Here is a 16,898-nt window from a genome sequence, read left to right as displayed (position 1 = left end):
GGCGGGCGGTGGTGGTTCACCCCTCGAATCCGGGAAAGATCCGACCAGGGTAGGAGGGGGTTTGTCCTCAGGTCGCATCCCGTACCGCGGAGGTACGAGAGGCGTTCGCCGCGCGCTTGATGGCGGCGTCCCGCTTGCGCACGTACCAGACGCCGATCAGGCCGAGGCCGCCGCCGGCCAGGCAGGTCCACACCCACCATGTGGAGCCGCGGTCGTCGAACCAGCCGTAGAACGGGAGCTGGACCAGGAAGAGGACGAACCAGAGGATCGTGCCGCCGGTGATGGTGGCGACGACGGGCCCCTCCAGGGGCTCCGGCGCCTCGTGCTTCGGTGTCCACTTCGCCATGCGCCCCAGCTTATTCCTGGCCCCTGGGCCTTGTGCGGGCGGGAAGGGCCCCGGGCCCCGGGCGGGCCCGGACCCCGGCCGGCGGCCCCGGGCGACCCCTGGCCCCGGCCCCCGGCCGGGCCGGGCACCGGGTGCATCCGGCTCCCGGCACCGGGCAGGGGCGTTCCCGGCCCCCGGCCCCGGGCGGCTTCGGGCGGACATGACCCCTCCCCGAGGGGTCTACGCGCGGAGATAGCCAATTCGGTCTCATGTATTCATACTGAAACGGCTTCTGCATGGCCGGTTGCGCTCGTATGAACGTACAAGATCGCGCAGGTTCGGCCCAATCCGATCACCCCAGGTCACGAGGTCCCGCATGTCCCCCTCGACCCCCGCCCCGGTCGACACCCCGCCGCCGAACGCCCCGCAGGGGGGTCTGGACCGGTACTTCAAGATCAGCGAGCGGGGCTCGACCCTGGCGAGGGAGGTCCGCGGCGGCTTCGCGACCTTCTTCGCGATGGCCTACATCATCGTGCTGAACCCGATCATCCTCGGCAGCGCGAAGGACATGTACGGTCACCAGCTCGACAACAAGCAGCTCGTGACCGCCACCGTGCTGACGGCCGCGTTCACCACGCTCCTCATGGGCGTCATCGGCAACGTGCCCATCGCGCTGGCGGCCGGCCTCGGCGTGAACACCGTGGTGGCGCTCCAGCTCGCCCCGCGCATGTCCTGGCCGGACGCCATGGGCATGGTGGTGCTGGCCGGCTTCGTGGTGATGCTGCTGGTGGCCACGGGGCTGCGGGAGCGGGTGATGAGCGCGGTGCCGCTCGGGCTGCGCAAGGGCATCGCCATCGGCATCGGCCTGTTCATCATGCTGATCGGCCTCGTCGACGCGGGCTTCGTCTCGCGCATCCCGGACGCCGCCCACACCACCGTGCCGCTCCAGCTCGGCGGCGACGGCCACCTCAACGGCTGGCCGGTCCTCGTCTTCGTCCTCGGCGTGCTGCTCACGCTGGCGCTCCTGGTGCGCAAGGTGCCCGGCGCGATCCTGCTGTCCATCGTCGTCATGACCGTCCTCGCGATGATCATCCACGCGGTCGCGGACGTGCCCTCCTGGGGCCTGACGACGCCCGAGTGGCCCGGCAACCCGGTCTCCACCCCGGACTTCGGCCTCGTCGGCGAGATCAGCCTGTTCGGCGGCTTCGAGAAGGTCGGCGTCCTCACCGGGATCCTGTTCGTCTTCACCGTGCTGCTCTCGTGCTTCTTCGACGCGATGGGCACGATCATGGGCGTCGGCGACGAGGCCCACCTGACCGACGACAAGGGCAACTTCCCCGGGATCAACAAGGTCCTCTTCGTCGACGGCATCGCGGTCGCCGCGGGCGGCGCCTCGTCCTCCTCGGCCACCACCTGCTTCGTGGAGTCCACCGCGGGCGTCGGCGAGGGCGCCCGCACCGGCCTCGCCAACGTGGTCACCGGCGGCCTGTTCACCGTGGCGCTCTTCCTCACGCCGCTCGCCACGATGGTCCCCTCGCAGGCGGCCACGCCCGCGCTGCTCGCGGTCGGCTTCCTGATCCTGTCCGGCTCGATCGGCCAGATCGACTGGGGTGACCACACGATCGCGATCCCGGCGTTCGTGACCATGCTGATGATGCCGTTCACGTACTCGATCACGAACGGCATCGGCATGGGCTTCATCACCTTCACGGTGCTCCGGCTCGCCGCCGGGCGCGGCCGCGAGGTGCCCGTGGCGATGTACGCCGTCTCGGCCGTCTTCGCCTTCTACTACCTGATGCCCGCGCTCGACCTCACCTGACGGCCGCGGCCTCGCGCGAGGCGCCGCGTCCGGGTCCCGAGCCCGGTCGCGGCGCCTTCGGCGTTCCCGGGGCGGGTGCCGCGGCTCCGGCGGCCGGGCCCCCGGCCGCCGCGTGCGGACCCCGGCGGCTCAGGCGTAGAACTTCTCCGTCCGCTCGACGGACGTCTTGAACCGTTCGTCGAAGTCGTCCCGTACGAGCGCCCGGATCACATAGTCCTGGACGCTCATGCCCCTCTTGGCGGCGTGCTGCCGCAACCGGTCGTGCAGCTCACTGTCCATCCGCAGGCTGAGCACTGTCGATCCCATGCGGGACAGGGTCGCCGTCCACGGACGGGGGACGGGCGGCTTTCCGACGTCGGCTCACTCGTACGGGTGACGAGAGGGTTCTGTGCCCGGAATCACGGGCATCCCGGGCCCCGCGCGGGGGAAACCGGGTGGTACTTAGCCTGGGTAATGAGTTACTCTAAAGACCATGCCGGACCTCTCCCATGGCGACGACGCCGCCGCCGTGAACTCGCTGCGCTCCGCCGTGATGCGCCTGTCCCGTCGGCTCAAGCACCAGCGGGTCGACGAGTCGCTGAGCCCCACCGAGATGTCGGTGCTCGGCACCCTCGCCCGCTGCGGCAGCGCCACACCGGGCGAGCTCGCCCGCAAGGAACACGTGCAGCCGCCGTCGATGACCCGCATCGTCGCGCTGCTGGAGTCCAAGGGCCTGGTCAGGCTCGACCCGCACCCCGACGACCGCCGCCAGAAGGTGGTCACGCAGACCGAGCGGGCCGAGGCCATGCTGGAGGAGAGCCGGCGCAAGCGGAACGCGTGGCTCGCGAAGCTGGCGGAGGAGCTGTCCGACGAGGAGTGGGAGAAGCTCCGGGCCGCCGCGCCGGTGCTCGAGAAGCTGGCGCACACGTGACCGTGCCCGCGCGGGCCCTCCGGGGCCCGCTGTGCCCGTCCCTGCCCGTGAGAGACCCGCGTACGTAACCACTTCCGAGGAGGCCGCACTTTGAGTACGGGATCCGGAGCAGACTCCGCCCCCGCACCGACCACCCACGACACGAAGAACTCCGCCAGGACCTCGATGTTCAGCTCGCTGCGGATCCGGAACTACCGGCTCTTCGCGGCCGGGGCCGTCGTGTCGAACACCGGCACCTGGATGGCCCGCATCACCCAGGACTGGCTGGTCCTGAGCCTCACCGGATCCTCCGCCGCCGTCGGCGTCACGACGGCCATGCAGTTCCTGCCGATGCTGCTCTTCGGCCTGTACGGCGGTGTCATCGCCGACCGCTTCGCCAAGCGGAACCTGCTCTTCGTCACCCAGGGCGCGATGGGCCTCGGCGGCCTGTTCCTGGCCGCGATGACCCTCTCGGGCCACGTCGAGGTCTGGCACGTGTACCTGACGGCGTTCTTCACGGGCCTGGTGACCGTCGTCGACAACCCCGCCCGCCAGTCCTTCGTCCCCGAGCTCGTCGGCCCCGACCAGGTCCGCAACGCCGTCAGCCTGAACTCCGCCAACTTCCAGTCCGCGCGGCTGATCGGCCCCGCCGTCGCGGGTGTCCTCACCGCCGCGGTCGGGCCCGGCTGGGCCTTCCTGGCGAACGGCCTGTCGTTCCTGGCGCCGATCACCGGCCTGCTGCTGATGCGCACCGGCGAGCTGACCCCGACGCCGCTCGCCCCGCGCCGCGGCAAGGGCCAGCTCCGCGAGGGCCTCGCCTACGTGCGCGTGCACCCGGAGCTGATCTGGCCGATCGTCCTCATCGGGTTCATCGGCACGTTCGGCTTCAACTTCCCCATCTGGCTGAGCGCGTACGCCGACGACGTCTTCCATGGCGGGTCCGGCCTGTACGCGGCCTTCACCACGCTGATGGCGGCGGGGTCGCTGATCGGCGCGCTGCTCGCCGCGCGGCGCCGCTCCTCGCGGCTGCGGATGCTCACCGCCACCGCCGGTCTGTTCGGCGTGGCCCTGGTCGCCGTGGCCGCGGTGCCGAGCGCGTACGTCTTCGCGGCGCTGCTGCTGCCCGTGGGCGCGCTCGGCCTGACCGTCAACGTCACCGCGAACTCCTCGGTGCAGATGGCCACCGACCCCGAGATGCGGGGACGGGTCATGAGCCTGTTCATGATGGTGTTCGTCGGCGGCACGCCGTTCGGCGGCCCGCTCTTCGGCTGGCTCACCGACGCGTACGGGGTCCGCGTGAGCTTCGCCGTCGGCGGGCTCGTGGTGGCGCTGGCCTCGCTGGGCGTGGGGCTGATCCTGGCGCGGACGGCGGGCCTGCGGCTGCGGGTTGACCTGCGGCGCGGGCGGCGGGTCGTGGCCTTCGTTCCCCGTGAGGGCCTGGCCTCTGGGCCTCGGGCGAGGGTCGGGGCCTTGCGGTAGTTCCCCGGCCGCGGGCCGGATGTGGTTGCTCGCGCCGTTCCCCGCGCCCCTTGCGGGGCTTCTGGTGCGGGCAAGGTGTGGTCATGAGACTTTTCGCGGCGGTGCTGCCGCCTGAGGCCGTGGTGGCCGAGCTGGGTGGGTGGGTCGCGGGGGTGCGGCGGCTGCCCGGGGCCGAGGCGCTGCGGTGGACCGAGCGCGCGGGGTGGCACCTGACGCTGGCGTTCCTCGGCGAGGTGGACGACGGCCTCGTACCGGACCTCGAAGCGCGGTACGCGCGGGCGGCGCGGCGCACCGAGCCGTTCCCGCTCGCGCTGAGCGGCGGCGGGCACTTCGGCGGGCGGGCGCTGTGGGCCGGGCTGACGGGGGACGTGGCCGCGCTGCGGCTGCTGGCCGCGCGGGCCGAGGCGGGCGCGCGGCGGGCGCGCGTCGCCATGGACGCGCGGCGGGGCTTCCACCCGCACCTGACGGTGGCCCGGTCCCGGGGCGAGGCGGATCTGCGGCCGTACGTGGAGGCGCTGGCGCCCTTCGAGGGCGCGGCGTGGCAGGCGGACGAGCTGTCCCTGGTCCGCAGCCACCTGCCGGTGGGCGGCTCGCCCGGAGCCCGGCCCCGCTACGAGCGTCTCGCCGGGTGGCCCCTGGGCCGGGGCTGAGCCCCGCGCACCGGGCCCCGCCCAGGCCGGGCCGCGGGGGCGGGGAAGGCCCGGTCCGGGGCGTTCCGGCCCCGCCCGTTAACCTCGGGGGCGTGGATCCCAAGACCAGGAACCGGATCATGGCCGGTGTGCTCGTGCTGATGTTCGTCGTGGTGGCGCTGGCGGCGGCCCTCGGGAAGTAGCCGCCGCCGGCGCGCACCCCGCCGGTCGCGCTACCAGGCGAAGGCCTCCGGGGACGGCCCCGGGCCCGGGAAGATCTCGTCCAGGGACGCGAGCAGCTCGGCGCTCAGCTCCAGGTCCACGGCGCGGACCGCGGACGCGAGCTGCTCCGCCGTACGGGGCCCGACGATCGGGCCGGTGACGCCGGGCCGGGTCAGCAGCCAGGCGAGGGCCACCTCGCCGGGCGCCAGGCCGTGCTTGTCGAGCAGGTCCTCGTACGCCTGGATCCGCGCCCGCACCGCGCTGTCGGCGAGGGCCGACGCGGCGCGGCCCTCGGTGCGGCGCGCCCCCTCGACCTCCTTCTTGAGCACGCCGCCGAGCAGGCCGCCGTGCAGCGGCGACCACGGGATGACGCCGAGGCCGTAGTCCTGGGCGGCCGGGAGCACCTCCATCTCGGCGCGGCGCTCGGCCAGGTTGTACAGGCACTGCTCGCTGACCAGGCCGAGGCCGCCGAGGCGGCGGGCGGTCTCGTTGGCCTGGGCGATCTTGTAGCCGGGGAAGTTGCTGGAGCCCGCGTACAGGATCTTGCCCTGCTGGACGAGGACGTCGACGGCCTGCCAGATCTCCTCGAACGGGGTGTTCCGGTCGATGTGGTGGAACTGGTACAGGTCGATGTAGTCGGTCTGCAGGCGCCGGAGCGAGGCTTCGACGGACCGGCGGATGTTGAGCGCGGAGAGCTTGTCGTGGTTCGGCCAGGGCTGCTGCCCGTCGGGGCTCATGTTGCCGTACACCTTCGTGGCGAGCACGACCTTGTCGCGCCGCTCGCCGCCCTGGGCGAACCAGGTGCCGATGATCTCCTCGGTGCGGCCCTTGTTCTTGTTCCAGCCGTAGGTGTTGGCGGTGTCGAAGAAGTTGACCCCCGCGTCGAGCGCGGCGTCCATGATGGCGTGGCTGTCGGCCTCGTTCGTCTGCGGCCCGAAGTTCATGGTCCCGAGCGTGAGCCGGCTGACCTTGAGCCCGGTGCGTCCAAGCTGCGTGTACCTCATGGTGTCCAAGCCAACGATGTGGCGTTCGATCACGCAAGGGCCCCGGGGGAGTTGGGGTCAGCCGCGGGGGAAGCCGTCGGTCTTGAGGACGAGGTCGACGACCGTGCCGGTCAGGTCGACGTCGTCGCCGAAGTCGGACCGGGACTCGGTGAGGTACTCGCCGTTCTTGGGGTTGGTGTGGACGTGGCAGCGGCCCTGGTAGGGGTCGGCGATGAGGTAGACCGGAACGCCGGCCTCGGCGTAGGCGGCCTTCTTCGGGCCGTAGTCGTTCATCCCCGTGCCCCGGGAAATGACCTCGGCGACGAACTCGACGTCCTGGTGGCGCCAGCGGCCTTCCGCATCCGTCTCCGCGCCGTCGCGGAACTTCGCCATGTCCGGGCAGAAGCCGTTCTGGTCGCCCGGGAAGTCGATGCGGACGTCTGTCGTCACCAGCGTGTCACGGCCGAACCTGTCGTCCAGCGCGTAGAGGATCCTTCGAATGATCTGCCAGTGCACGTTCCGCTGCGGCACCATGGAGACGGCCCCCTCGACGACCTCTGCCTTGATTCCCTCGGGGACCATCCGCTCGATCAGCTCGAACCATTTGTCCAAGCTCCACTCGGCGTCGTCGTCGGCCATCTCGATCCTGTCGGTCTCTACGACGGTCATCGTGGCGCTCCTCCCCGGCCGCCTCTCTGCCAGGCGGCCGCGCAGTACAACGATACGCACGCAGGCAGGGTCACGCCCCGCCCAACCACCCCGCCGCGTCCAGGCGGAACGCCTCCGGCGGGACCACCGTGCGCAGGTCGTCCTCCAGGGCGCGGACCCGGCCAGGGCCGAGGGTCCGGGCCCACTCCGCGCGCAGCTCGTCGAAGACCGCCGCCGAGCGGGCCAGGGCGTCCAGGCCGCGCGGGGTGAGGCGGACGAGCTTGCGACGGGCGTCGGCGGGGTCGGCGGCGCGCTCCGCGCAGCCGAGGGCGACGAGGCGGTCGACGGTCTTGCCCGCGGCCTGCTTGGAGACGCCGAGGCGGCGCCCGACCTCGCTCGCGGTGGCCCCGGCGGGACCGATCGCCTGCATCGCGAAGCCGTGCGCGGGGCGCAGGTCCGGGTGGCCCTGGCGGGCGAGTTCGGCGTGGAGGCGGTCGATGAGGGTGCGGAACCCGGCGAAGAGGAGCAGCGGCAGCTCGTAGCCCGGCCGCTCGGGTTCGCTGTCACCCGTCGCCCCTGCCGCGACCGGGCCCTGACCCTTCCCCTTTTCGACAACCTGGTTTACCTTCTTTTCGTCAACCATGTTGTCCATTCTAGGGAGCCGTCCGTGCCGTCTGCGTCGTCCGTGCCGTCCGACGTGTTCGCCCCGCACACCCTCGCCACCGCCCCGCCCGCGTCCCGCCCCGCCATGGAGGCCGTGACGCGGTCCTTCGGGCGGCTGCCCGACGCCGTGGCGCGGCTCGCCACGTCGCCGGAACTGCTGAACGGCTTCCTGGAGTTGAGCGCGACGTTCGAGCGGTCCACGCTCCCCCCGCTCGCCCGCGAGGTCGTCGTCATGACCGTCGCCGTGCGCAACGACTGCCGCGTGTGCGTGGCGCTGCACACCGGCAAGCTCCGCGACCTGGGCGCCGGGCCGGACCTCGTCGCGGCCCTGCGCGAGGGGCGGTCGCTGCCCGAGGGGCACGAAGACCTCGAAGCCGTACGCCGGTTCGCCCTGCGGGTGCTCGCCACGGCGGGTGGGGTGGACGACGCCGACCTCGACGCCTTCCTCGGCCACGGCTACACCGGGCGCAACGCCCTGGAGGTGGTGCTCGGCATCGGGGCGTACACCCTGTCCACGCTGGCCAACCGGCTCGTCAGGGCCTGATCCGGGCTGTGGCGCGGCCGTACGTCAGGCGTCGTAGGACCGTCTCCACCGGGCCGCGGCGGCCCCGCAGCTCCAGCGTGTACGCGCCCGCCACCGTCACCAGCCAGACGGCGAGGGCCACCAGCGCCATCGTGGCGCTGTGCAGGTGGCCGCCGAGGCCGAGGCCCCACGCCGCGAGCAGCGGCGCGAAGAGGAGGGAGTGGGCCAGGTAGCAGGACAGCGACCGCTTGCCGACGGCCGCGACCGCCGTCACCACCTTCGCCCCGCGGGATGTGGGCCGCATCGTCCACCACACCACGAACAGCGCGACCGCCGCCACGTAGCCGACCCCCGCCGCGTTGCCCGTGACGTCCCGCAGCGTCATCAGCACGCCCTCGTCGCTCTGCGCGTCGTCCGGTACGTCGATCGCGCCGACGTGCGCGAGCGCCGCGGGCAGCGCGCCCAGCCAGCCCACCGCCACGCCGGTCACCGCCGTGCGGCGGAGCAGCGGCAGATGGCGGCCCGGCTCCTCCAGGATCCGGCGGCGGGCCGCCCAGAACCCCAGCAGGAACACCAGGTACCCGCCGGCGAGCAGGGACAGCGGCGCCCCGGCGAACGTCACGAACAGGCCCGTCGTGCCCCGGGTGCCCGCGGCGTCCAGCCAGCTCTCCTCGCCCGCCCCGTACGCGACGGACCCCGGCTCGACGCCCGCCGCGTCGCCCAGCGAGCCCAACTCCCCGCGCAGCAGGGCGAGGACGACCGGCGTACCCGCGAACACCACCATCTGCGCCGCGCCGATCCAGATCCACCACCTCAGCGCCCGGTCGCTCCGGCGCACGAAGAGCCAGCCGAGGACGAGGCCGAGCACGCCGTAGTAGCCCACGATGTCCCCCGCCATCAGCAGGGAGGAGTGCCCGAGCCCGATCACGATCAGCCACAGGCTGCGCCTGCGCAGGATGCCCACGGCGGCCCGCTCGGGCGTGCCCTTGGCCGTCTGGCGCAGGTACAACTGCGTCATGCCGTACCCGAAGAGGAACGCGAACAGCGGGTAGATCCGCAGGTCCAGCGCCACGATCATCACGAACTGCACCGCGTGGTCCGCCCACGACCCGTCCACGGGCTGCCACCCGGCGGGCCCGTGCTCGGCGCGCCACAGGTGGAAGGCGGTGTTGGAGGCCGCGATCAGCAGGAGCATCAGACCGCGCGCGAGGTCGGGCGCGAGGGCCCGCTCGGCGGCACGCATGCCCGTCCCGGCGGGGGCCCTGCGGGGGGTGGTGGCTGTCATGCCCCGACGGTAGGAAGCCGGGGCCGCGCCGGGCGTCGGCCTTCCGGCCAGGGCCGGGCGCCGAAAGGCGGCGGTGCGGTGCGGACGGCGGTCCGGACGGCGGAGGGCGGCGTCGACGATCGGCCCGGAGCGGTCGGCGTGGCCCTCGGCCCAGGGCGGTCGGCCCGGAGCGGTCGGTCCGGGGCGGTCGGCCCGTGGTGCGCGGCCCGCGGTGCCCGGCGGCTGGCGGTCAGCGCGGGGAGGGCACCGCCCCGAGGTCCCACGCCCGTGCCAGGGCCGCGCCGAACGCGTCGGCGAGCCTGCGCTCGCCGCGCTCGTTCGGGTGCGTGCCGTCGTACGTGTCCACGTCGATGTCGTACCCCTCGGGGGGCGGGACCAGCAGCAGGGAGGAGGCGGGGGTGTCCAGGTCCGCCACCGTCTTCGCGAGCAGGTCGTTGAAGCGCAGGACCTCGGCGCCGAACGGCGGGTCGTCGTGCGCCCGGACGTTGGGGATGACGGGGAGCACGGCGACGGCGACGCGCGGGTTGGCGGCGCGGGCCGCCGCCACGAAGGCGCGGACGTTGGCGTCGGTCTGCTCGGCGTCGGTGTAGAAGCCGAGGTCGATCAGGCCGAGCGAGACGAGCAGCACGTCCGCCCGCTGCGTGCGCACGGCGTCGCCGATCAGCGGCGTCATGTGCTGCCAGCCCTCGCCCCAGCCCGCCAGGTGGCGGCGCGGGAAGTCCGGTTCGGCGTACGCGTACGACACGGGGGCGTCGGCCGCCTTGTCGTACAGGGCCTCGCGGGGGCCCACGACCGTGAAGGGCGTGCCGAGCGTGGCGCGGAGGTGGCGCCACACCCAGTAGCGCCAGGTGTGTTCCCCGGCGCTTCCGATGGTCATCGAGTCGCCGACGAACATGAACCTGAGCATCCGCTCATCATCGCGGATCGCGTCCGCCGCCAGTGATGTGACCCTTGCCACCCGGCGGCGGGCGGCGGGGTGGCAGGCTTGGGCCATGCGTTCTTCGAGGGTGTGGGCGGCCGGTGCCGCGGTCGTGCTGTGCGCGGTGACCGGCGGCCCCGCCGGGGCCGCCGACGAGCCGGGCAACGAGGGCTTCACCATCGAGGACCCGCGGATCACCGAGTCCAGCGGCCTGGTGGCCTCACGCGCCCACCCCGGCGTCTACTGGACCCACAACGACCAGGACAGCGGCGCCTATCTGTACGCCGTCGACAGCAGGACCGGCAAGACCGTCGCCCGGATCACCATGACCGGCGTCGGCACGCCGCGGGACGTCGAGGCCATCTCCATGGGCCCCGACGGCGACCTCTACGTCGGCGACATCGGCGACAACTTCCACGGCAAGTGGTCCTACGTGTGGGTCTACAAGCTGCCCGAGCCCAAGGAGCTGAAGGACCAGACGATCCGCGCCACGCAGTACGTGGTGAAGTACGCCGACGGGCCGCGCGACGCCGAGGCGCTGATGGTCCACCCGAAGACCGGGCGGGTCTACATCGCCGACAAGCAGGAGGACGGCGGCTCCCTCTACCAGGGCCCGGCGACGCTCTCCTCCGCCCGCCCCAACGTCTTCCGCCGCGTCGCGAGCACCGACCTGTGGGTCACGGACGGCGCCTTCTCGCCCGACGGCCGTCGCCTCGCGCTGCGCGGCTACTTGGGCGGGGTGTCGTACGCGTGGAAGGGCGAGGGGAAGATCGAGCGGGAGGGCCGGCTGCGCGTCCCGCTCCAGCGGCAGGGCGAGTCCGTCGCGTACAGCCCCGACGGCTCGCACCTGATGTACGGCACCGAGGGCGAGCAGAGCGACGTGGAGGCCGTCGAGGTGGAGGGCGCCAAGGGCGGCGGCTCGTCCGCGGGCGGCGGCTCCGGGGACGGCGACGGCGGCGGGGACGGCGCGTTCAGCGGCGGCGCGGCCAAGGGCGCGGTGGCCCTGGGCGTGGTGGTGCTGGTGGCGGTGGGGCTGAAGCGGGTGTTCCGCCGCGGGCGGTAGGGGGACCGCTCCCTCCGGCTCAGTTGTGCCCCGCCTCCCGGCGGCGCTGCTCCACCAGCGCGTCCAGGCCGTCCAGGATGCGCTGGAGACCGAACTCGAAGTGGTCGAAGTCCGGGCCGAACGCCTTCTCGGAGAGGCCGGCGACGAGCGGGTAGCGGCCGCTGTTCATCACCCGCTCCAGGAGCGGCCCCTGCTTCTCCCAGAAGGCCTCCTCGGAGAGGCCGGACTTCTCCGCCTCCACCGTGTGCGCGTACGTCCGCGCGACGCCGGTGACGTACCCCTCGACCATGATCAGTACGGAGATCAGCTCGGGGTCGCTCAGGCCGGTCGGCTTGATGCGGGCGAGGATCTTCTCCAGGCCGCCGACGGCGCTCGGGCCGAGCACGGGGCGTGACTGGTTGACGTGCAGCAGCCAGGGGTGCGCCTGGTAGCGCGCCAGGGTCTCGCGGGCGTAGGCCTCCACGCCCGCGCGCCAGCCGTCCGCGACGGTGACGTCGTCGTCGGCGGGGGCCTGCACCCGGTCGAGCATCAGGTCCAGCAGCTCCGCCTTGCCCGGCAGATAGCGGTACAGCGACATCGTGCCGGTGCCCAGCTCCTGCGACAGGCGGCGCATGGACACCGCGGCGATGCCCTCGGCGTCCGCGAGGCGCACCGCGGCCGTGACGATCCGCTCCAGGGTCAGGGCCGGTTTCGGGCCGCGCGTGGGGCGCTCCCCGTCGCCCCACAGCAGCTCCATGCTGCGTGTGATGTCGCCGCTGCCGCTGGTCTCCGTGGTCGCCATGGACCTCACGATAAGCCCTTGGGCAGAAACTGAGTACGCTGTACTCTTCATTGGGTACGGCGTACTCAGCAGAGTTCGGCAGTGGTGTGACGAGGGGGAGCGGACGGTGGAGGAGCGATGAGCGGCGACGGCGGACGGGGCGTGCCCGGTGGTCGGCGGACCCGGGACGACCGGGGCGACCGGGGCCAGTACGCGGTGCTGGCCCGCGGGCTGACGAAGCGGTACGGCGGCCGGCCGGGCGCGGGTGAGGCGCGCGGAGCGGCCGGTGAGCAGGGCGCGACCGGGACCGGCGGCGGGGCCGTCGGGAGCTCCGGCCGGAGGGGCGGGCGGCGCGGCAAGGCCGTCAAGTACGCCCTGGACGGCTTCGACCTGACCGTCGCGCACGGCACGGTCCACGGCCTCCTCGGGCCGAACGGCGCGGGCAAGACCACGGCCGTGCGCATCCTGGCGACGCTGGTGCGGCCCGACGGCGGCCACGCCGCCGTCGGCGGCGCCGACGTCGTCCGCGAACCGGCCCTGGTGCGCGCCCGCATCGGCCTCACCGGCCAGTACGCGGCCGTCGACGAGATGCTCACCGGCCGGCAGAACCTGGAGATGTTCGGCCGCCTGTTCCACCTCGGCGCCCGCCGTGCCGCCCGGCGCGCGGCCGAACTCCTCGACCAGTTCGGCCTGGTGGCCGCCGCCGACAAGGGTGCCGGGCAGTACAGCGGCGGCATGCGGCGCCGCCTCGACCTGGCCGCGTCGATGATCCTCGCGCCGTCGGTGCTGTTCCTCGACGAGCCGACCACCGGCCTCGACCCGCGCAGCCGCAGCGAGGTCTGGGACTCCGTACGGCACTTGGTGGCAGGCGGGACGACCGTGCTCCTCACCACCCAGTACCTGGAGGAGGCCGACAAGCTCGCCTCCCGGATCACCGTCATCGACCAGGGCCGCGCCATCGCCGACGACACCCCCGACGGCCTCAAGGCCACCGTCGGCGGCAGCCACCTGGAGGTCGTCGTCAGCGACGCCGCCGACCTGCCCGCCGCCGTCAAGGCCGTGGCCCGCGTCGCCGACGGCGAACCGGAGACGGCCGACGCCGAGCGGCGCGTACGGGCGGCGGTCACCGACCGCGTCGGCGCCCTGGCCGACGTCGCCCGCACCCTGCGGGACGAGGGCGTCGCCGTCGACGACGTGGGGCTCAGGCGGCCGAGCCTGGACGACGTGTTCCTGAAACTGACGGGCGGCAGGGCCCCGGCGGCCGAAGGCCCCGGAACCGAGGAGGCGGCATGAGCGACGTACTGGACGTGGTGACCGGGGGCGCCCCGCGGTCCGGCCAGGACCCGGACGCGGAACCCGCGCGCGGCCGGGCCTACTGGGCCCTCGCCGACACCCTGAACATCGCCCGGCGCCATCTGACCCACTTCCGGCGCCAGCCCGTGCTGATCGCCTGGCAGCTCGGCTTCCCCATCATCAGCGTGCTGCTGTACGGGTTCGTCTTCGGCGAGGCGATGAAGGTGCCCGGCGGCGAGGGCGATTACAAGGACTTCCTGATGCCCGGCATGTTCGTGATGACGATGGCCTTCGGCTTCATGAACACCGCGATGGGCGTGGTCACCGACGCGCAGAAGGGCGTCATCGACCGCTTCCGGTCCATGCCGATGGCGCCCTCCGCGGTCGCGGCCGGACGCGGCGTCGCCGACCTCGTGGTGGCCTGCGCCGAGCTGACCATCCTCGCGCTCACCGCCGTGGCCATCGGCTGGCGCCCCGACAACGGCGCCGGCAACGCCCTGACGGCCTTCGCCCTGCTGCTGCTCCTGCGCTTCAGCCTGATCTGGGTCGGCGTCTGGCTCGGCCTCGTCGTGCCGACACCGGAGGCCGCGGGCGGGCTGTACGCGGTCGCCTTCCCGCTCACCATGATCTCCAGCGTGTTCGTGGCGCCGTCGCTGATGCCCGACTGGCTCGCGCCCGTCGCCGCCTGGAACCCGGTGTCGTCCACGGGGACGGCGGCCCGCGACCTGTTCGGCAACCCCGGGGCGGGCGGGGCCAGTTGGGTCGAGCAGCACGCCGGGCTCATGGCCGTGGTGTGGCCCCTGGTGGTGACGGCGGTGTTCCTGCCGCTCGCGGTCCGCAGGTTCCAGGCGCTGAGCCGGTGACGAGGCTGGAGCTCGGGCTCGCGGTGGTGTCGGCGGTGCTCGCCCTTGCGGGGTACGTGCGCTGAGGGGGCGGCCTTCGCGGGAATGCCCTTCCCCGGCTGCGCGAGGGCCCGGCACCCACGGGGGTGCCGGGCCCTTCGTCACGGGGGCGGGGGAGGCGTGGCGCGTGCTCCCCGGCTCCGCCACAGGTGCGGCTTCTCGATCGCCGCTGTGGGTGCGGCTCTTCGGCCGCCGTTGGTCGCGGCCTCTCGGCCGCCGCCGCTACAGCTTCTCGATCACGTAGTCCACGCAGCGCGTCAGCGCCTCGACGTCGGCCGGGTCGATCGCCGGGAACATCGCGACGCGGAGCTGGTTGCGGCCCAGCTTGCGGTAGGGCTCGGTGTCCACGATGCCGTTGGCGCGCAGCGCCTTCGCGACCGCCGCCGCGTCGATCTCCTCGGCGAAGTCGATCGTGCCGATCACCTGCGAGCGCTTGGCCGGGTCCGCGACGAACGGCGTCGCGTACTTCGACTCCTCCGCCCAGCCGTACAGCGTCCGCGCCGAGGTCGCCGTACGGCGCACCGACCAGTCGAGGCCGCCCTGGCCGTTGAGCCAGTCCAACTGCTCGCCGAGCAGGAACAGGGTGGCGAGCGCGGGGGTGTTGTACGTCTGGTTCTTGCGCGAATTGTCGATCGCCGTGGGCAGGCTGAAGAACTCGGGCACGTGGCGGCCGCTCGCGTGCACGCGCTCGGCCCGCTCGATCGCCGCCGGGGAGAACACGCCGATCCACAGGCCGCCGTCCGACGCGAACGACTTCTGCGGGGCGAAGTAGTACACGTCGGTCTCGGCGACGTCGACCGGCAGGCCGCCCGCGCCCGACGTGGCGTCCACCAGGACGAGCGCGCCCTCGTCGGCGCCCGCCACGCGCTTGATGGGCGCGGCCACGCCGGTGGAGGTTTCGTTGTGGGTGAACGCGTAGACGTCCACGCCCTGTTCGGCGGCGGGCTCCGGGTGGGTGCCCGGCTCGGAGCCGATGACCGTCGGCTCCGCCAGCCACGGGGCCAGCTTGGCCGCCTTCGCGAACTTGGAGGAGAACTCGCCGAAGCTGAGGTGCTGCGACTTGTTCTCGATCAGGCCGTGCGTCGCGACGTCCCAGAACGCGGTGGAGCCGCCGTTGCCCAGGACCACCTCGTAGCCGTCCGGGAGCCGGAACAGCTCGCGCACGCCCTCGCGCACGCGGCCCACCAGGTTCTTCACCGGGGCCTGGCGGTGGGACGTGCCCAGCAGGGAGGTGCCGGTGGCGGCCAGCGCGTCCAGGGCCTCCGTCCGCACCTTGGAGGGGCCCGCGCCGAAGCGTCCGTCGGTGGGCTTGATGTCTGCGGGAATCTGGATCTCAGCCACGTGGTGAGCCTAGCTGTCTTTCGGGGCCCGGGGTGAGCCCCGTCCATCCCCCGAGATGCCTGGCGCGGGGGCCTGGCGCCCCTTTCTCCCGCCCGCCCACCCGTGCTGCCCCGGCCTTGCCTGCGCGGCCCCGGCGCGGAGCGCTGTCCCGCCGTCGTCGGCCTTCTCCCACCCGCCCACCCGTTCCTGCCTCGGCCTTGCCTGCCCGGCCCCGGCGCGGAGCGCTGACCCGCCGTCGTTGGGGATCTCCCGCCCGCCCACCCGTTCCTGCTCGGCTTCGACCGCCCGGCCGTGAGCAGGTGTGGGTCGGGGCTACGGGCGCTGCCTCACCCGGTCGACGATTCCCCAGTCCACCACGTGCGAGAGCTGGGTGTACGTCTTCTTCCCGTAGGCCGAGACCCGTTCGTCGCGGAAGCCCAGGAACGCGTACGACGCCGGGTCGAAGATCAGGTACTTGCTCTCGTGGGAACCGCGCCCGGTGTGGGCGATCCCGACCCCGGGCCGTCCGGCGGAGTCCTTCACCCCCGGGATCGTCCTGACGCCGGGCACGAGGGCCAGCGCCTCGTACGCCGTGGGGCGCAGCCCCTGGGGCAGCACCGGGTTCTTCAGGAGCTCGCCGAGCAGCCAGTAGGCCTCGTAGCGCTCCGGGTTGTCGAGATCGCCGATCGACCGGTTGTCGGGCCGGGAGCCGTGGGAGACGATGGCCAGGACGAGCTTCTCCGGGTCCTGGGGCAGCTTCCTCAGCTCGCTCCACTTCCGGGGCGGCCACACCCCGCCGCCCTTTCCCGAGGGCTCCTCCCACATCTCGCGGCCGAGTTCCATGGACAAGGAGGGCTTGGAGACGTCCACCGATTCCCACATCTCGTCGGTGTAGCTCTTGACCTCGCCGGTCCTCCGCTCCGTCTCCTTGATGATCCGCTTGGAGTAGATGAACTGGTCGTCGCGCGGCGCCACCGGCTCCTTCTCCCGCTCGCGCTCCCACGCCGCCGCCCTGTTCAGCACCGTCGCGGCGGCGTTCTCCACCCGTGGGGTGCTCGTGCCCGGTGCGCCGCCCCCGCCGGAGCCGTCCGTGCCGATCAGCACCGCCGTCCCCGTCACCGCCGTGGCCACCACCGCGGCCGCCGCGAGGCGCAGAGCGCGGCGGCGGCCGGAGCG

The 16,898-nt window shown here is 73.1% G+C and carries 18 protein-coding genes; 8 read left to right on the top strand and 10 right to left on the bottom strand.

Annotated features, from left to right (window positions below; genetic code table 11):
- Nucleotides 1-67: 67 nt before the first annotated feature.
- Nucleotides 68-346: a DUF2530 domain-containing protein gene (locus IE330_RS27775; protein WP_190138885.1), complete on the bottom strand. Its 279-nt coding sequence runs from the start codon at nucleotides 344-346 to the stop codon at nucleotides 68-70.
- A 355-nt stretch (nucleotides 347-701) separates the two neighbouring features.
- Between IE330_RS27775 and IE330_RS27770 the strand changes: the two genes are divergently transcribed.
- Nucleotides 702-2,144, top strand: a complete 1,443-nt coding sequence (locus tag IE330_RS27770) for an NCS2 family permease (protein WP_190138884.1) — start codon at nucleotides 702-704, stop codon at nucleotides 2,142-2,144.
- Between the two features lie 129 nt (nucleotides 2,145-2,273).
- On the opposite strand, the gene IE330_RS27765 is transcribed toward IE330_RS27770, so the two are convergent.
- Nucleotides 2,274-2,450: a toxin-antitoxin system HicB family antitoxin gene (locus IE330_RS27765; protein ID WP_190138883.1), complete on the bottom strand. Its 177-nt coding sequence runs from the start codon at nucleotides 2,448-2,450 to the stop codon at nucleotides 2,274-2,276.
- A 166-nt stretch (nucleotides 2,451-2,616) separates the two neighbouring features.
- Between IE330_RS27765 and IE330_RS27760 the strand changes: the two genes are divergently transcribed.
- The 3 genes from IE330_RS27760 to thpR all read left to right on the top strand — a co-directional run bounded on the left by IE330_RS27760 (nucleotide 2,617) and on the right by thpR (nucleotide 5,162).
- The gene (locus tag IE330_RS27760) at nucleotides 2,617-3,054 is read left to right on the top strand and encodes a MarR family winged helix-turn-helix transcriptional regulator (protein ID WP_190138882.1); all 438 of its coding nucleotides are present in this window, start codon (nucleotides 2,617-2,619) and stop codon (nucleotides 3,052-3,054) included.
- Nucleotides 3,055-3,144: 90 nt separating this feature from the next.
- Nucleotides 3,145-4,512 carry an MFS transporter gene (locus IE330_RS27755; protein WP_190138881.1) on the top strand — a complete coding sequence of 456 codons (1,368 nt, stop codon included), beginning with the start codon at nucleotides 3,145-3,147 and terminating at the stop codon, nucleotides 4,510-4,512.
- Between the two features lie 83 nt (nucleotides 4,513-4,595).
- Complete coding sequence (gene thpR, locus IE330_RS27750; RefSeq protein WP_190138880.1) at nucleotides 4,596-5,162, top strand: RNA 2',3'-cyclic phosphodiesterase; 567 nt, start codon at nucleotides 4,596-4,598, stop codon at nucleotides 5,160-5,162.
- A gap of 212 nt (nucleotides 5,163-5,374) precedes the next feature.
- Here thpR and IE330_RS27745 read toward each other — a convergent pair whose 3' ends face one another.
- The 3 genes from IE330_RS27745 to IE330_RS27735 form a co-directional block, all read right to left on the bottom strand.
- Nucleotides 5,375-6,367 (bottom strand): aldo/keto reductase, encoded by a 993-nt coding sequence (locus tag IE330_RS27745; protein ID WP_190138879.1) that lies wholly within the window; start codon nucleotides 6,365-6,367, stop codon nucleotides 5,375-5,377.
- Nucleotides 6,368-6,424: 57 nt separating this feature from the next.
- Complete coding sequence (locus IE330_RS27740) at nucleotides 6,425-7,015, bottom strand: Uma2 family endonuclease (RefSeq protein ID WP_190138878.1); 591 nt, start codon at nucleotides 7,013-7,015, stop codon at nucleotides 6,425-6,427.
- Nucleotides 7,016-7,085: 70 nt separating this feature from the next.
- A complete protein-coding gene (locus IE330_RS27735) occupies nucleotides 7,086-7,646 on the bottom strand; it encodes a MarR family winged helix-turn-helix transcriptional regulator (RefSeq protein ID WP_190138877.1) in 561 nt (186 codons plus the stop codon).
- 96 nt (nucleotides 7,647-7,742) lie between these two features.
- Between IE330_RS27735 and IE330_RS27730 the strand changes: the two genes are divergently transcribed.
- Complete coding sequence (locus tag IE330_RS27730; protein ID WP_229925976.1) at nucleotides 7,743-8,201, top strand: carboxymuconolactone decarboxylase family protein; 459 nt, start codon at nucleotides 7,743-7,745, stop codon at nucleotides 8,199-8,201.
- On the opposite strand, the gene IE330_RS27725 is transcribed toward IE330_RS27730, so the two are convergent.
- Both IE330_RS27725 and IE330_RS27720 read right to left on the bottom strand, forming a co-directional pair.
- Nucleotides 8,191-9,465 (bottom strand): DUF418 domain-containing protein, encoded by a 1,275-nt coding sequence (locus IE330_RS27725; protein WP_229925975.1) that lies wholly within the window; start codon nucleotides 9,463-9,465, stop codon nucleotides 8,191-8,193. The genes IE330_RS27730 and IE330_RS27725 overlap by 11 nt on opposite strands.
- Nucleotides 9,466-9,694: 229 nt before the next feature.
- A complete protein-coding gene (locus IE330_RS27720) occupies nucleotides 9,695-10,372 on the bottom strand; it encodes a GDSL-type esterase/lipase family protein (RefSeq protein ID WP_190138876.1) in 678 nt (225 codons plus the stop codon).
- Nucleotides 10,373-10,457: 85 nt separating this feature from the next.
- Here IE330_RS27720 and IE330_RS27715 point away from each other — a divergent pair, with 85 nt between their 5' ends.
- Nucleotides 10,458-11,447, top strand: coding sequence for an esterase-like activity of phytase family protein (locus IE330_RS27715; RefSeq protein ID WP_190138875.1), 990 nt, complete (start codon nucleotides 10,458-10,460; stop codon nucleotides 11,445-11,447).
- Nucleotides 11,448-11,466: 19 nt separating this feature from the next.
- On the opposite strand, the gene IE330_RS27710 is transcribed toward IE330_RS27715, so the two are convergent.
- Nucleotides 11,467-12,228, bottom strand: coding sequence for a TetR/AcrR family transcriptional regulator (locus IE330_RS27710; protein WP_190138874.1), 762 nt, complete (start codon nucleotides 12,226-12,228; stop codon nucleotides 11,467-11,469).
- A 117-nt stretch (nucleotides 12,229-12,345) separates the two neighbouring features.
- On the opposite strand from IE330_RS27710, the gene IE330_RS27705 reads away from it, so the two are divergent.
- Together IE330_RS27705 and IE330_RS27700 are read left to right on the top strand one after the other, a co-directional pair.
- Nucleotides 12,346-13,500, top strand: a complete 1,155-nt coding sequence (locus IE330_RS27705; protein WP_229925974.1) for an ATP-binding cassette domain-containing protein — start codon at nucleotides 12,346-12,348, stop codon at nucleotides 13,498-13,500.
- Complete coding sequence (locus IE330_RS27700) at nucleotides 13,497-14,363, top strand: ABC transporter permease (protein WP_190138873.1); 867 nt, start codon at nucleotides 13,497-13,499, stop codon at nucleotides 14,361-14,363. Before IE330_RS27705 ends, IE330_RS27700 begins: the two co-directional genes overlap by 4 nt.
- Nucleotides 14,364-14,624: 261 nt before the next feature.
- On the opposite strand, the gene serC is transcribed toward IE330_RS27700, so the two are convergent.
- Both serC and IE330_RS27690 read right to left on the bottom strand, forming a co-directional pair.
- Nucleotides 14,625-15,743 (bottom strand): phosphoserine transaminase, encoded by a 1,119-nt coding sequence (serC, locus tag IE330_RS27695; protein ID WP_190138872.1) that lies wholly within the window; start codon nucleotides 15,741-15,743, stop codon nucleotides 14,625-14,627.
- 312 nt (nucleotides 15,744-16,055) lie between these two features.
- Nucleotides 16,056-16,898, bottom strand: an 843-nt coding sequence (locus IE330_RS27690) for a CU044_5270 family protein (protein WP_190138871.1), incomplete at its 5' end; no start/stop codon positions are given.

Source organism: Streptomyces longispororuber, from assembly GCF_014656095.1.
GTDB lineage: Bacteria > Actinomycetota > Actinomycetes > Streptomycetales > Streptomycetaceae > Streptomyces > Streptomyces longispororuber.
This window is presented reverse-complemented; position numbering and strand designations above follow the sequence as displayed.

Excerpts from the sequence above, each read along its gene's own strand:
- IE330_RS27775 (WP_190138885.1), bottom strand. The coding sequence starts at position 346 with ATGGCGAAGTGGACACCGAAGCACGAGGCGCCGGAGCCCCTGGAGGGG.
- IE330_RS27770 (WP_190138884.1), top strand. The coding sequence starts at position 702 with ATGTCCCCCTCGACCCCCGCCCCGGTCGACACCCCGCCGCCGAACGCC.
- IE330_RS27765 (WP_190138883.1), bottom strand. The coding sequence starts at position 2,450 with ATGGGATCGACAGTGCTCAGCCTGCGGATGGACAGTGAGCTGCACGAC.
- IE330_RS27760 (WP_190138882.1), top strand. The coding sequence starts at position 2,617 with ATGCCGGACCTCTCCCATGGCGACGACGCCGCCGCCGTGAACTCGCTG.
- thpR (WP_190138880.1), top strand. The coding sequence starts at position 4,596 with ATGAGACTTTTCGCGGCGGTGCTGCCGCCTGAGGCCGTGGTGGCCGAG.
- IE330_RS27745 (WP_190138879.1), bottom strand. The coding sequence starts at position 6,367 with ATGAGGTACACGCAGCTTGGACGCACCGGGCTCAAGGTCAGCCGGCTC.
- IE330_RS27740 (WP_190138878.1), bottom strand. The coding sequence starts at position 7,015 with ATGACCGTCGTAGAGACCGACAGGATCGAGATGGCCGACGACGACGCC.
- IE330_RS27735 (WP_190138877.1), bottom strand. The coding sequence starts at position 7,646 with ATGGACAACATGGTTGACGAAAAGAAGGTAAACCAGGTTGTCGAAAAG.
- IE330_RS27730 (WP_229925976.1), top strand. The coding sequence starts at position 7,743 with ATGGAGGCCGTGACGCGGTCCTTCGGGCGGCTGCCCGACGCCGTGGCG.
- IE330_RS27725 (WP_229925975.1), bottom strand. The coding sequence starts at position 9,465 with ATGACAGCCACCACCCCCCGCAGGGCCCCCGCCGGGACGGGCATGCGT.
- IE330_RS27720 (WP_190138876.1), bottom strand. The coding sequence starts at position 10,372 with ATGCTCAGGTTCATGTTCGTCGGCGACTCGATGACCATCGGAAGCGCC.
- IE330_RS27715 (WP_190138875.1), top strand. The coding sequence starts at position 10,458 with ATGCGTTCTTCGAGGGTGTGGGCGGCCGGTGCCGCGGTCGTGCTGTGC.
- IE330_RS27710 (WP_190138874.1), bottom strand. The coding sequence starts at position 12,228 with ATGGCGACCACGGAGACCAGCGGCAGCGGCGACATCACACGCAGCATG.
- IE330_RS27705 (WP_229925974.1), top strand. The coding sequence starts at position 12,346 with ATGAGCGGCGACGGCGGACGGGGCGTGCCCGGTGGTCGGCGGACCCGG.
- IE330_RS27700 (WP_190138873.1), top strand. The coding sequence starts at position 13,497 with ATGAGCGACGTACTGGACGTGGTGACCGGGGGCGCCCCGCGGTCCGGC.